The sequence below is a fragment of the Pantoea sp. GM_Pan_4 genome (genome assembly GCF_026541005.1).
Taxonomy (GTDB): domain Bacteria; phylum Pseudomonadota; class Gammaproteobacteria; order Enterobacterales; family Enterobacteriaceae; genus Pantoea; species Pantoea dispersa.
Map to the genome: position 1 here is coordinate 350,059 of NZ_JALNUZ010000001.1, position 13,098 is coordinate 363,156.

At 59.4% G+C, this 13,098-nt stretch carries 11 protein-coding genes; 4 read left to right on the forward strand and 7 right to left on the reverse strand.

The genetic code is table 11. The features are described 5' to 3' along the window. Positions 1 to 78: 78 nt before the first annotated feature. Positions 79 to 1,305 (forward strand): peptidase T, encoded by a 1,227-nt coding sequence (gene pepT / locus OXR61_RS01705; RefSeq protein WP_021506095.1) that lies wholly within the window; start codon positions 79 to 81, stop codon positions 1,303 to 1,305. A gap of 63 nt (positions 1,306 to 1,368) precedes the next feature. On the opposite strand, the gene OXR61_RS01710 is transcribed toward pepT, so the two are convergent. Together OXR61_RS01710 and OXR61_RS01715 are read right to left on the reverse strand one after the other, a co-directional pair. Further along, the gene (locus OXR61_RS01710; RefSeq protein ID WP_021506096.1) at positions 1,369 to 2,148 is read right to left on the reverse strand and encodes a transporter substrate-binding domain-containing protein; all 780 of its coding nucleotides are present in this window, start codon (positions 2,146 to 2,148) and stop codon (positions 1,369 to 1,371) included. A 14-nt stretch (positions 2,149 to 2,162) separates the two neighbouring features. Further along, positions 2,163 to 3,329: a methionine aminotransferase gene (locus OXR61_RS01715; protein WP_021506097.1), complete on the reverse strand. Its 1,167-nt coding sequence runs from the start codon at positions 3,327 to 3,329 to the stop codon at positions 2,163 to 2,165. A gap of 125 nt (positions 3,330 to 3,454) precedes the next feature. Between OXR61_RS01715 and OXR61_RS01720 the strand changes: the two genes are divergently transcribed. Further along, positions 3,455 to 4,336 carry a LysR substrate-binding domain-containing protein gene (locus tag OXR61_RS01720; RefSeq protein WP_021506098.1) on the forward strand — a complete coding sequence of 294 codons (882 nt, stop codon included), beginning with the start codon at positions 3,455 to 3,457 and terminating at the stop codon, positions 4,334 to 4,336. Here the strand turns inward: OXR61_RS01720 and OXR61_RS01725 are convergent. Together OXR61_RS01725 and OXR61_RS01730 are read right to left on the reverse strand one after the other, a co-directional pair. Then, positions 4,294 to 5,970 (reverse strand): methyl-accepting chemotaxis protein, encoded by a 1,677-nt coding sequence (locus OXR61_RS01725; RefSeq protein WP_021506099.1) that lies wholly within the window; start codon positions 5,968 to 5,970, stop codon positions 4,294 to 4,296. The genes OXR61_RS01720 and OXR61_RS01725 overlap by 43 nt on opposite strands. 212 nt (positions 5,971 to 6,182) lie before the next feature. Beyond that, complete coding sequence (locus tag OXR61_RS01730; protein WP_021506100.1) at positions 6,183 to 7,706, reverse strand: carboxylesterase/lipase family protein; 1,524 nt, start codon at positions 7,704 to 7,706, stop codon at positions 6,183 to 6,185. A 191-nt stretch (positions 7,707 to 7,897) separates the two neighbouring features. On the opposite strand from OXR61_RS01730, the gene OXR61_RS01735 reads away from it, so the two are divergent. Continuing rightward, the gene (locus tag OXR61_RS01735) at positions 7,898 to 8,332 is read left to right on the forward strand and encodes a DoxX family protein (protein WP_021506101.1); all 435 of its coding nucleotides are present in this window, start codon (positions 7,898 to 7,900) and stop codon (positions 8,330 to 8,332) included. 68 nt (positions 8,333 to 8,400) lie between these two features. Here OXR61_RS01735 and OXR61_RS01740 read toward each other — a convergent pair whose 3' ends face one another. Then, on the reverse strand, positions 8,401 to 9,741 hold the full coding sequence (locus tag OXR61_RS01740; protein WP_021506102.1) for a VOC family protein: 1,341 nt from the start codon (positions 9,739 to 9,741) through the stop codon (positions 8,401 to 8,403). A gap of 88 nt (positions 9,742 to 9,829) precedes the next feature. Further along, positions 9,830 to 11,164, reverse strand: a complete 1,335-nt coding sequence (locus tag OXR61_RS01745) for an aromatic acid/H+ symport family MFS transporter (protein ID WP_021506103.1) — start codon at positions 11,162 to 11,164, stop codon at positions 9,830 to 9,832. A 323-nt stretch (positions 11,165 to 11,487) separates the two neighbouring features. Here OXR61_RS01745 and OXR61_RS01750 point away from each other — a divergent pair, with 323 nt between their 5' ends. Next, complete coding sequence (locus OXR61_RS01750) at positions 11,488 to 12,408, forward strand: LysR substrate-binding domain-containing protein (RefSeq protein ID WP_021506104.1); 921 nt, start codon at positions 11,488 to 11,490, stop codon at positions 12,406 to 12,408. On the opposite strand, the gene smrA is transcribed toward OXR61_RS01750, so the two are convergent. After that, positions 12,405 to 12,971 carry a DNA endonuclease SmrA gene (gene smrA, locus OXR61_RS01755; protein WP_021506105.1) on the reverse strand — a complete coding sequence of 189 codons (567 nt, stop codon included), beginning with the start codon at positions 12,969 to 12,971 and terminating at the stop codon, positions 12,405 to 12,407. The genes OXR61_RS01750 and smrA overlap by 4 nt on opposite strands. Positions 12,972 to 13,098 lie beyond the last annotated feature (127 nt).

Sequence of the window (13,098 nt, forward strand, 5' to 3'; positions counted from 1 at the left end):
ATCGGTATTTATTTCATAAATAACATGATTTAGCCGTCTGGCGTATCTCCAGTGGCGCAAAGCTAATAAGGAATTGTGATGACAGACCAACTTGCCCGTCAGCTGACCCAGCGTTTTTACCGTTATCTGGCGGTCTCCAGCCAGAGCGATGCCAAATCCAGCACGCTGCCCAGTACGCCGTCGCAACACGCCATGGCGGAACTGCTGGCGCAGGAGTTGCGCGATCTCGGTCTGCAGGATGTGGTGATTGATCAGCATGCCACGGTGACCGCCGTGAAACCAGGCAACCGGCCTGGCGCGCCGCGCGTGGGCTTTATCACCCATATTGATACCGTCGATGTCGGGCTATCGCCGGATATCCATCCGCAAACCCTGCGCTTTGAGGGCGCGGATCTGTGTCTGAATGCGCAGCAGGACATCTGGTTGCGGGTGGCGGAGCATCCGGAAATCCTGCCGTATGTCGGTCAGGAGATTGTGTTCAGCGACGGCACCAGCGTGCTGGGGGCCGACAACAAAGCGGCAGTCAGCGTGGTGATGACGCTGGTGGAGAACCTGCGTGGCGAGCACGGTGATGTGGTGGTGGCGTTTGTGCCGGATGAAGAGATCGGCCTGCGCGGCGCCAAGGCGCTGGACCTGGAGACGCGCTTTAACGTCGATTTCGCCTGGACCATCGACTGCTGCGAGCTGGGCGAAGTGGTGTATGAATGCTTCAACGGCGCCTCCGCTGAAATTACCTTCACCGGCGTGCCGGCGCATCCCATGTCGGGCAAAGGCGTGCTGGTGAATCCGCTGCTGATGGCGCACGACTTCATCGCCCGCTTCGACCGGCTTGCCACGCCCGAACATACCGCCGGGCGCGAAGGCTATATCTGGTTCAATGATATGCAGGCCAATGCCAGCCAGGCGGTATTGAAAGCGTCGATTCGCGATTTCGATTTAAAGGGTTTTGATGCGAAGAAGCAGCAGCTGGTGGAAGTCGCCGATCAGATCGCCGCGCACTATCCGACTGGTCACGTCGCGCTGAAGATCAATGATATCTATAGCAACATCAGTAACGCGATAGGTGAGGACCGGCGGGCAATCGATCTGATTTTTGCTGCGCTGCAGCAGGTGGGCGTGGAACCTAAAGTGATTCCGATGCGCGGCGGCACCGATGGGTCTGCGCTGTCGGCCAAAGGGTTACTGACGCCGAATTTCTTCACCGGCGCGCACAATTTCCATTCGCGCTTTGAATTCCTGCCGATCCCGTCGTTTGTGAAGTCGTATCAGGTGGCGGAAGCGCTGTGTTATCTGGCGGCTAAATAAGCGCGGTTGCAGGGAATCGCCGAAGATGCCTGACCGGCGACTGCCGGTCAGGCTGACACCCGCTTACTTGCTGACGCTGACGTCAATGCCCGGGAAGAATTTCGCCGCCAGTTTAGTCACGGTGCCGTCGGCCTGGACTTTGGCGATGGCCGCATCCAGTTCACCTTTCAGCTTGCTATCGCCTTTGCGCAGACCGAAACCAATGCCGGAACCGAGAATGGTGTCGTCTTCCACCGGCTTACCGGCGAAGGCGAAACCTTTGCCCTGCGGCTTATCGAGGAAACCAGACTGACCGGCGGCGGACATCACCAGCGTACCGTCAAGACGGCCAGCGACCATGTCGTTGTATACCTGGTTCTGATCCTGATACGACGTCACCGTCACGCCCTGGGATTCCCAGTGCTTTTTAGCGTAGGTTTCCTGGATTGAGCCCTGCAGCACGCCGATATTTTTTCCTTTCAGCGACGCCGCCGTCGGCTCGAGTTTCTCGCCCTGCTTCACAATCAGCATGGTGGGAATGCGGTAGATCGGGTTGGTGAAGTCGATACTTTTCGCCCGCGCCTCGGTGATGTTCATCGCCGAGTTAATCGCATCGAATTTTTTCGCCTGCAGCGCCGGGATCAGCGCATCAAAGCTGCTCTCAACCCATTTGCAGTCAAAATGGCCGACCTGACAGATAGCTTTACCCAGCTCGATGTCGAAGCCTTCCAGTTCGCCCTGAGCATTGCGGCTTTCAAACGGCGGATATTGTGATTCCAGACCGTAGCGCAGGCTCTCCTGCGCCAGCGCCTGCACGGAGGTGATCATGCCCAGTGCGATAAACAGTGCGTTCAGTTTTTTCATTATTTTTCCCCTAATTACCCTTTAACCCGGCACAGCGCCTGCGCGCCGGCTTCGAGCGTTGCGTCGTCTTTAGCAAAAGAAAGGCGGATTAATTTATTGTCAGTGCCATCCATATAAAACGCCGACAGCGGAATGGTAGCCACACCGTGATCGACGATGAGACGTTTTACCATTTCACTGTCGCTTTCGTCACTGAAATGTCCGTAGCTGGCCAACATAAAGAACGAACCGGCGCTCGGTAACAGCCTGAACGGTGAATCCTGCAGCAGCGTCTGCAGCCGATCGCGCTTCGCCTGATAAAACGACGACAGCTGCAGATAGTTTTGCGGGTTCTGCAGATACTGCGCGAAGCCAACCTGCATTGGCGTATCGGCGGCGTACATCATGAACTGATGCACCTTGACGATCTCCGCCATCAGCGCAGCAGGCGCCAGCGCATAGCCGACGCGCCAGCCGGTGACGTGGAAGGTTTTACCGAAGGAGGACACCACCACGCTGCGCTGTGCGAGTTCCGCGTGCGTGGCCATGCCGCAGTGCGTCTGGCCGTCAAACACGATGTGTTCGTAGACTTCATCAGACAAGACCACGATGTCGGTATTACGCGTCAGGGCCGCCAGCTGGTCGAGATCGGCGGCATTCAGTACCTGTCCGCTCGGGTTATGTGGCGTATTGATGATAATCATGCGCGTACGCGGCGTGATCGCGGCACGCAGTGCGTCCCAGTCAATCGCAAAATCCGGCACCTGCAGCTTGAGGCCGATCGGCGTCGCGCCCTGTAACCGCACCACCGGCGCGTAGCTGTCAAAGGCTGGCTCAAAGAAGATCACTTCATCACCCGGATGCACCAGCGCCGAAATCGCCATGTAGATGCCCTGACTGGCACTGCCGGTGATAAGGACTTCGCTGGCGGCATCGTACTGCTGGCCATACAGGCGGTGCACCTTCTCCGCCAGCGCTTCACGCAGCGCCGGTAAACCGGTCATCGCGGCGTACTGGTTATGGCCGTCGCGCATCGCCTGGCTGACCAGCTCAACCAGCTGCGGGTCACACGGGAAATTGGGCGCGCCCTGAGAGAGATTAACGGCCTGGTGCTGTGCGGACAGCTGGCCGATCACGCTAAAAATGGTGGTGCCGACGTCCGGCTGTTTGGAGGAGAGCTTTACGCTGCTGTTCAGGGTCATCATTGCTCCACAGGTTGCATAACCACGTATCGGAAGTAGATTTCTATTCAACGGCGCGACGCTTGAGTCGACAAGCGAATTGTTGTCATAATAGCCATGATAAAAAATCATAGCTCGAGGCCGTTATGTCCCGCTCTGCTCTGCCACTCAACGCCATTCACGCCTTTCTGGTCACCGCGCGTCATCTCAACCTGACGCGCGCCGCCAGCGAACTGTGCATCACTCAGGGCGCGGTAAGCCGCAAAATTGCGGCGCTGGAGAGCTGGCTGGGATTTGCCCTGTTTGAACGCCACGCGCGCGGTCTGCATCTCACCGATCAGGGCGCGGCGCTGCTGCCGGAGCTGCAGCAGGGATTCAATCTGCTGGTCAATGCCACTGAGAAAGCCAGCCGCAGCAACGCCTCGATTCGGCTGAAAGCCCCGACCTGCGCCATGCGCTGGCTGGTGCCGCGTCTGGTGGCGCTGGAGCAGCAGCGGCCAGACATTCACGTGGCGCTGACCACCACGCTCGATCATGCGTCGCAGCTGGAGAACTTTGATGCGGCAATTGTATTCGGCACGCCGCCTGCCGGTGCCATTCCGCTGTTTGCCGAGCGCCTGACGCCGGTGCTGGCCAGCAGCGTGCCGGCACCGCGCCATGTCAGCGAACTGGCCAAATTCACCTTCCTGCACCCGACCGGCGATACGCGCGACTGGCAGCTGTGGCTGTCCGGCCAGGCGGAGCAGTTGCCGATGGCGCGCAATCAGCACTTCGCCACCATGGATTTGGCGATCAGCGCGGCGATTCAGGGGTTTGGCGTGACGGTGGCGGATATTACGCTGGTGGAGAATGATTTGGCGAATGGGCGGTTAATCGCCCCGTTTGCCGCGAGTGTGGCAACCGGGGCGAGCTACAGCCTGTTACAGCGGGCGGAAAAAGATGCGCCACCGTTTTTGCCGCAGCTGGTGGCGTGGTTGTGTCAGCCTCAGAAAGAAACCCACTCTTCACTGCTGGCGGGTTTACCCTGAGCGCCTGCAGCGGCAGATAACACCGGCCGGCGCAGCGCAGGCGCGGCAGCGGATGCTGCGGCCTGCGCGCGCGGCGCGCTGTCGGACAGACGGAACTTCGCCACCGACGCCTGCAACTCTTCGGTCTGACGCTCCAGCGCGCTGGCCGCCGCCGACACCTGCTCCACCAGCGACGCGTTCTGCTGGGTGACGCTGTCCATTTCGGTGACGGCGGTGCCGACCTGCGAAATCCCTTTGCTCTGCTCTTCCGACGCGGCAGCGATGTGCTTCATGATCTCATTCACATCCTGCACCGACTTCAGAATGTCATGCATGGTGCTGCCAGCGCTGCTGACCAGCTCCGAGCCCTTTTCAACGCGTGACACCGAATCTTCAATCAGCGTGGCGATCTCTTTTGCGGCGCCGGCGCTGCGTTGCGCCAGGTTGCGCACTTCGCTGGCCACCACGGCAAAGCCGCGCCCCTGCTCACCGGCACGCGCCGCTTCGACTGCCGCGTTGAGCGCCAGGATGTTGGTCTGGAAGGCGATGCCGTTGATCACGCTGGTGATTTCGGCAATCTTTTTCGAACTGCCGGAAATGCCCTGCATGGTGGTCACCACTTCGCCAACCAGACGGCCGCCCTGCTGCGCGGTGCCGGTGGCGGTCTCCGCCAGCGCGCTGGCCTGACGTGCGTTGTCGGCGTTGAATTTCACCGTGGCGGTCAGTTGCTCCATGCTGGCCGCGGTCTGTTCCAGCGCGGCCGCCTGCTCTTCGGTGCGCGATGAAAGATCGTTATTGCCGGCTGAAATTTCTGCCGCGCCGCGATAGATGTTCTCCGTGCCGCTGCGGATGGCGCTGACTGCTTCACGCAGGCTGTCCTGCATCGCCCGCAGCAGTGGCACCAGTTTGCCGACGCAGTTGCGGCCAAATTCTTCCACCGGCTGGCTGAGATCGCCCTGCGCAATCACCGTGAAATGGTTACGGATGCGATCCAGCGGTTTCACCAGCATCGTCACCAGGTAACGGTCAGTGAACAGCAGAATCAATAAGCCGAACACCACCGCCGACACAATAATCACTTTGGTCATGCTGGTAAGCGTATCCACGGTCACGCGGGTCTCATCCAGCTTGCTGCTGGCGGCCTGATTAAACGCTTCTGCGCTGGCACCAAACGCCCGGCTCAGCGGCGGCGTGACATTGTTGGCCTGCGCGCGCCATGCATCCAGTGAAGCCTGCTGCGCCAGCGCCACCTGTGGTGCGATACCCTCATCCAGCAGTTTCTGCCAGCTGCTGATCACATTGTTCACCGTCTCGCTGTCCATCGGACCCGGCGCCATGGCTTTGAACTGGCTTAACTGCTGTTTCATGTTATCCAGTGCCTGCTGCACCGGCGCGAACGCTTCCGCGGTCGGCGCGTTACCGGCGGTGCGGCCTTCCATTACCCGCGACAGACGCGTGACCACGCGGAAATATTGATCGTTGCCTTTGCTGAGCGCCGTCATCTGGTTTACCAGCTGACGATCAATCTCGTTACCCTCGCCGAGCGCATTCAGCGAGTGGACGCTGAACAGCCCTACGCCACACCATAACAGGCAGAAAAGCCCGAGAATGGTCAGCATAACGGCGCGAATCGTGAAGTTTTTTAACATACCCATACATAATCCCCTGGTGTGAACGCTGGCAGCCCGGATAAAACAGGGCTTAGGGTATTTATCGGCAGCGAACCGGGAAAAGATAAATGTTTTGTAAGCTAATTAATTGCAGGATGGGGTGCCGCGCGGGGCGGCTGAGCGGTCGTAAAATCAGGCAGATAGCGGCCAATTTGCCTTAAAAAAACATTGATGTTTTTACATGATTAGCAGGCTTATTAAAGTTTAACGTGGCTGCGCATCATCAGGCGAAACAGACGCAGACGGCCGCGCATAAATCGCGCCTTCAGCACCGATTCCGCTTTACCGTCGTGGCCAAAAGCGAGAGTCAAATCTTCACTTGGCCGCCATACCGGCCAGTCAGGCTCCCCGTCGAGCCGCAGCCGATGGCTGAACTCACTGGCATCCCGCGCAAAGGCCACCCACCAGGCGCTGACGCGGCCGGCAAAGGCGATATCGCTGGCGCTGTAATGCCAGTCACCCGGCGGCGGCAGCGTCGCGAGCGTATTAAAGACATAAGGAATTTCGTTGCCGTGCCAGGTGCCGTGCGGGTAGAGATGGCGCGCGTTTTCTGACACATAATCAAACCAGTAACGCCACGCAGGCATGCCGATGCTGTGCTGCGACTGCGCCACCAGCAGCGGCATGACGGTAAACGCCATGTCGCGCGCCACCGCGCGCCCCAGCAGGCTGTCATCATGGATATCGTACAGCCACTTCAGCAGGCGATAACTCAGGCGACTTTTGCTGCGCAGCTGCTGTAACACGCTGCGGGCATCCACGCCGAAGTAGTCCAGCACGCTGGCTTCATCGCTGTTGCTGCCAATCATCAACGGCACGCGATGCTGTTTACCCGCCATAAAGGTGTCGAGCATCGGTCTGGGTAGCACCGCATCGCCGCTGATGGCCACCGGCCCCAGCGCCAGCGGTCGCTCCAGCGGCCAGAAACTATCGGCCGGCAGTGCGCGCAACTGTTCCGCACTGGCATCCGCGGCCAGATTGAAATGCGCTGCCACCTGCAGGCCTGTTTGCTGCGCCTGCTTATGCGGCACGTCCGGCAGGCTGTAGGCACTTTGCACGATGCCCTTATGAAACAGCCCTTCGGCCAGCGGCGAGCAGCACAGCGACAATACGCTGCGCGCGCCGGACGATTCGCCAAACAGCGTGACGTTATGGCGATCGCCGCCAAACGCCGGGATGTTGCGCTGAATCCACTGCAGCGCGGCAATTTGATCCAGCAGCGCAAAATTATTGACCACCTTGCCCGGTGGATACTGGGCGTCGAGCGCCGGATGCGCGAAAAAGCCGAAATGGCCAAGGCGGTAATTGAGTGTCACCACCACCACGCCCTGCGCTGCCAGCGCTTTGCCGCGATAGGGATCAAGGCTGCCGGCGCCGATGCTGAAGCCGCCGCCGTGCAGCCATACCATCACCGGTAACGGCGTAACGGGTTCGACATCGGGCGTCCAGACATTCAGATAGAGGCAATCTTCGCTGAAGCGGCCCGGATCGCCACCGCCGGCCGCCACGCAGTAGTCACGATTTTGCCAGCTGGCATCGCCCCACGCGGTGGCATCGCGCAGTGTTTGCCACGGTACCACCGGCTGCGGCGGACGCCAGCGCAGTGCGCCAACCGGCGGCGCTGCATAAGGTATTCCTTTAAAGGTAAACAGTTCATCATCCATCAGGCCTCTGAGTTCACCTTCTGCCGTCATGATCCTCAGACGTCGTTCATTTTTCATTGCGGGTTCCTGGTAAAGCCTGATTCCATTATTTGCAGGCCTCAGTGGAATGTCTATGTTCTGCAAGCATTTGCAGATTAAGCCGAATAAGCGACCGATTCATTGAACAACTTCATCAAATTTTTTGGTTAACTGCAGCGGCGCATTCTGTTTTAAGGTTGCAAGTTAACCTGGCGTGACGGAGAGACGCGATGTTTGCTGGCATCAATCAGCTGTTCACCCGGATGAGCGATCACCCGGATTTCGGTAAATTGCTGTTACGCTTAACCTTCGGCGGGCTGTTGCTGTTTCATGGCGAGTTTAAGGCGATTCATGGCGTCGGCTGGATCGCCCATCTGCTCAGCGTCAAAGGCATGCCAGGTTTCATCGCTTACGGTGCTTACATCGGGGAAATTGTGGCACCCATCATGGTCATCGTTGGCCTGCTGACGCGCCCGGCGGCCTTTATCATTGCCGTTAACATGGTAGTCGCAACGCTGCTGGTGAAAATGGGCGCACTCTGGCATCGCACCGATGTCGGCGCCTGGTCGCTGGAAACGGAAGCGCTTTACCTGCTGGGCGCGCTGGCCATCCTGTTCCTGGGTGCCGGAAAATATACGCTGGTGCACGACGCACGCCTGCAATAATCATTTGAAAGAAAAACAGCCGGCCTGTAAAAGTGATCCTGTCACTTTTCAGGCCGCTTTTTTACGCCCTACTCCTGCACGCCGCAGCGCGCCAGACTGCGCTGTTGCGTCTGCTGATACAGCACCATCTCATCCTGCACGGCGGCACCGAGCGCGGCTTCAAAATCAGCACGACTGGCATTGCCGGCGCTGCGGGCCTGAGTCTGGTTGCCCAGATTAGACTGGAAGATGCCGGCCGCGCTCACCGGCAGAAAATCTTCGTAGACAATCGGTTCCGCCTGTAAACGTCCGGCGGCCAGCAGCTGTGCCACGGTTTCCCCGGCGCGCGGCGGCTGATGCTCGCCCTGCGGCGTCAGACGGTAGCGGAACCACGCCAGCTCCTGCTCGCGCAGCGTCTGTTCATCATCAGGAAAATCACGAAACACCGCGCTGAGGTGCTGCTGATGCTGCTGGTTATCGCTGCCGGTACCGGCCTGCGCCAGCAGCCGGTCGTACAGCGCGCGGCCTTTAGGCGTGAGCGCCGCGCCGCGCTGCTCAATTTCACCGAAGCGCGCGGTATGGGTGCCCGGCGTGCCATCATTAAAATGCACCGCCTCTTCCAGCGCTTTGAAGCTGGTCTGGCGCAGTAAAATCGGCACCGCGCGCGGCGGCGGCCCCTCAATCAGGATTTTCGGTTCGATGCCGCGCGAAGGCATCAGCGCCTGCACGCGATCGATGTCCAGCGTGCGTGGCGTCAGGTGATTTATGTGGCAGCCGCGGAAGCACACGACGTCGGCAATCAGGCGATGCTGCTGGCTCAGCGCGCGGTAGGTGGCGCTGTCCACCGTGGTGTGCGCATGCCAGCGAAAGGTTTCCAGCGCCTCCTGAACAAAGCGAGCCGCATCGGCAGCATTGAGACCGCCCTGCTGCTGATGCTGCGCGATCAGTGCCCGGCAGCCAGGCGTGAATATGTCGCGCGCCGCCAGAATAGCCGCGGCTTTGTCGCGCAGTGCGGCATCGTCGATCAGCTCCAGCCGCAGCAGCGAGGTGAAAACACGGAAGGGATTGCGCCGCAGCGCGCTGTCGCTGACCGGGCGAAAGGCAGTAGAGTGCACCGGCACGCCCGCCTGTGACAGATCGTAATAGCCCACCGGCTCCATCCCCATCACGGCAAACATCTGCCGCAGCGTGCTGAGCTCTGCGGCAGTGCCGACGCGAATGGCACCGTGACGCTCCACGCCGAGCCGGCTCAGCTCATCGGCGGCGGCCAGACGGTTTTTCAGCGCCGGCTGCGCTTCTAAGGTGCGTTCGTTAACGGCGGTAACCAGCTGCGTCAGGGTGCCATATTGCGGCACCTCCTGCTGGTACATGGCCGACATGGCCTGAGAGAACAGCGTGCGGATGGCATCGCGGGTGAGAAAGTTATCCATGGTCATCACCTTGGGCTAAAGGGTTGCTGCTACTGTAGATCAACCCTTTAGCGGCGGGTAACATTTTCGCGGAACTGTGATCGCCCTGTCACTCGGTGGCGCGCGGCTGGTCACCAAAGCGGCATTTCAGTACCAGCATCAGCGTGGTCAGCGCCGCCGGCAACGCCAGCAGCAGAAAGATCTGGCTAAACGCCCAGCCGAGAGACAGCAGCTCAGCGCCGACGAAGGCGCTGATGATTGCGCCGATGCGGCCAACGCCGTGCATCCAGCTGGAGCCGGTCGCGCGGGCATGAGTGGGATAGTAACTGGCCGAGAGTGCATTCATGCCGGTGTTGGCACCGTTAAAACAGAAGCCGCTGCAGAAGGCGATGGCGCTCATCAACCCGACCTGCGCCGGGGAAAACCCGAGCGCCACAATGGCGATGCCACCGCAAAAGTAAATAATGGCCAGCGCCAGATTGGCGTTGATGCGGTCCATCAGCCAGCCGGCAAACAGTGAGCCAACGGTGCCGCCCGCCTGATACATGGCGGTGACGATAGCCGCTTCGGTGACAGACATGCCCAGCGTGTTGATCAGCGATGGCAGCCAGCTGCCAATCAGGTAGACCAGAAACAGTCCCATGAAGTAGCCGCCCCACAGCATCAGGCTGCCAAATAGATAGCGGGGTGAGACGACGGTGGCCACTGCACCGTGGCGCGCGGCCAGCGGTTCACTGCTTTGAAAATGGCTGTCAGGCCGGACGCTGCCCGGCAGCATGCGCGCCAGAATAGCGTGAATGCGTGCAGCGGGCGCGCGCTGGCTGATGAGAAAGCGCACCGACTCCGGCAGGCCGCGCAGCAGAAACGGCAGCACCAGCAGCGGCAGCACGCCGCCCATCAGCATCACGGAATGCCAGTCATAGCGCGGCAGCAGCCACGAGGCGGCAAAACCGCCGGAGGCCGCGCCAAAGGTGAAGCCGCAGAACACCACGGTGATAATAAACGAGCGACGCCGCTCGGGCGCGTATTCGGCCACCAGCGTGCCGACGTTGGGCATCGCCGCTCCCAGCCCCAGACCGGTGAGGAAGCGGAACAGCATCATCTGTTCGATGTTTTGCGCCATGGCGGTCGCCAGCGTCCAGAGGCCAAAAAACAGCACGCTGAGCAGAATCATCACGCGGCGGCCGTAGCGATCGGCCAGCGGTCCAGCCACCATGGCACCCAGCGCCAGCCCAATTAGCGCCGCGCTGATCACCATCCCCAACTGATGATTGGTCACGCCCCAGCTGGCTTTCAGCGTCGGCGCGATAAAGCCCATCAGCGCGATATCCATGCCATCCAGCGCCACCACGACAAAACACAGCGCAATTAAACGCTTCTGCCAGCTGCTTAACGCGCTCTGGTTGATGAGCTGGCGGACGTCAATGGCTTCAGCGCTGGTCACGGTACCACTCCTGCAGGATTATCACGAATAGGTCATCAGTTTTGGTAAAAAAAACGGCGCTTATGATAGCTCATCGTTAACAATAACGGGCAGGATTTTTAAGTGAAATTGAGAATTATTCAACATTTTACCCGCTAAGCTACTGATAACGCTGAGTACAGAAACGCGCCTGGATACCCGGTTATTTATAAAGCCAACCAATACAGCCACTTACTAAAACTTCTCACGCTGACTGTTTTTGTTAATATAATTTTGCAGGTAAGTTAACAGAATCTCGATCAGCCACTTGCCGCTGACCACTCTGACTCATTACGCTGGCGTTTATGGACAAAAATCATCTCTTTAATCAGCGCATTCGTCTGCGCCATTTACACACCTTTGTGGCAGTCGCGCAACAGGGCACGCTGGGCCGCGCGGCGGAAACCCTCAATCTGAGTCAGCCGGCGCTGTCTAAGACGCTGAATGAGCTGGAGGAACTGGCGGGTGCACGTCTGTTTGAGCGCGGTCGCCTCGGTGCTCAGCTGACGACACTGGGAGAACAGTTCCTGACCCACGCGGTGAAAGTACTGGATGCGCTTAACCACGCCGGACAAAGTTTCAACTCGCCGGTTTCCGGACGCCCGATCGTGATCCGCCTTGGCGCCCTCACCACCGCCGCCATGGGGATGCTGCCGCAGATCCTGGATCGCTTCCACGAACAGCAACCGAACACCACGGTACAGGTAGCCACGCTGCACAATAATGTGCTGCTGGCTGGCCTGCGCGCCGGGGAGTTTGATATTGGCATTGGCCGTATGGCGGACAGCGAAATGATGACCGGCCTGACCTACGAATTGCTGTTTCTCGAATCGCTCAAGCTGGTGGTGCGACCGGAGCACCCGCTGTTAAGTGACAATGTCACACTTTCCCGCGCTATGCAGTGGCCGGTAGTGATTTCGCCTGAAGGCACCGCGCCGCGCCGCATTGCCCAGCACATGCTGGATGAACAAGGCTGCTCGCTGCCGGGCAACTGTGTCGAAACCTCTTCCACCTCGCTGGCCCGCCAGCTGGCGCTGCGTTATGACTATGTGTGGTTTGTGCCATCCGGCGCGGTGAAGGAAGATTTAAGTCACAATGCGCTCAGCGCGCTACCCATCGCATCGCCCGGCCCCGGCGAACCGGTGGGCATTATTACCCGCAGCGGCCACTCTCTCTCGTTAAGCGCGGAAGTGCTGATGGCCACCATCCGCAAATTTCACAGTTAACGGCTGCGTTTGGCGTGACGTTCGCGATTGTCGAGGCGCGCGCGATCGGTTTTGCGCAGCCCGACATAAACTGCGCCGCTGCCGCCGTGCTGCGGTTGCGCGCTGCAGAAGGTCTGAACGTCGTCAAATTGACGCAGCCAGCGTGCCACGTAGCTGCGGACAATATTGGCGTGCGCTTCATCATCCCGCCCTTTGCCATGAATAATCAGCAGATTGCGCAGGCCCTGTTTGCGCGCTTCCAGCATAAAGCTGAACAGCGATTGCCGGCAGGTCTCCACCGGCTGGCGTAACAGATTAAGACTGGCGTCCAGCGTATATTTGCCCAGCCGCAACTTATCGAGCACGCCCTGCTGAATGCCATCGGCTTTATATTCCAGCGGCGTGTCGCGCGGGATAATCTCAAGGAAGCCGCGCGTCAGGAAGTTTTCCGGTGCGTCGTCATGCGGCTGCTGGCGCGGCGCTTTGGTAGACGGCGCGCGCAGCCACTGGGTGTTGGCGCAATCTTTTAACGGGGTTACATCACCCATGGCATCGCGGAAAAGGTCTTCATCATCAAGGTTCATGGTGTTTTCCTCACGCCTGGTGGTGAATCGGGCGCAACATGCCACCCGAAAGCAAAATAGTAGCAAAGGTTATCGGCTATCACATCCGTCACTTTCTGCGCGGGATCAGGTTGTGTCCGGATGTAAA

Bases quoted from the DNA above. Each gene is read 5' to 3' on its own strand.
- OXR61_RS01750 (WP_021506104.1), top strand. From the start codon at position 11,488: ATGGACAAAAATCATCTCTTTAATCAGCGCATTCGTCTGCGCCATTTA.
- OXR61_RS01730 (WP_021506100.1), bottom strand. From the start codon at position 7,706: ATGAAAAATGAACGACGTCTGAGGATCATGACGGCAGAAGGTGAACTC.
- OXR61_RS01735 (WP_021506101.1), top strand. From the start codon at position 7,898: ATGTTTGCTGGCATCAATCAGCTGTTCACCCGGATGAGCGATCACCCG.
- OXR61_RS01740 (WP_021506102.1), bottom strand. From the start codon at position 9,741: ATGGATAACTTTCTCACCCGCGATGCCATCCGCACGCTGTTCTCTCAG.
- OXR61_RS01710 (WP_021506096.1), bottom strand. From the start codon at position 2,148: ATGAAAAAACTGAACGCACTGTTTATCGCACTGGGCATGATCACCTCC.
- OXR61_RS01725 (WP_021506099.1), bottom strand. From the start codon at position 5,970: ATGGGTATGTTAAAAAACTTCACGATTCGCGCCGTTATGCTGACCATT.
- OXR61_RS01720 (WP_021506098.1), top strand. From the start codon at position 3,455: ATGTCCCGCTCTGCTCTGCCACTCAACGCCATTCACGCCTTTCTGGTC.
- pepT (WP_021506095.1), top strand. From the start codon at position 79: ATGACAGACCAACTTGCCCGTCAGCTGACCCAGCGTTTTTACCGTTAT.
- smrA (WP_021506105.1), bottom strand. From the start codon at position 12,971: ATGAACCTTGATGATGAAGACCTTTTCCGCGATGCCATGGGTGATGTA.
- OXR61_RS01715 (WP_021506097.1), bottom strand. From the start codon at position 3,329: ATGACCCTGAACAGCAGCGTAAAGCTCTCCTCCAAACAGCCGGACGTC.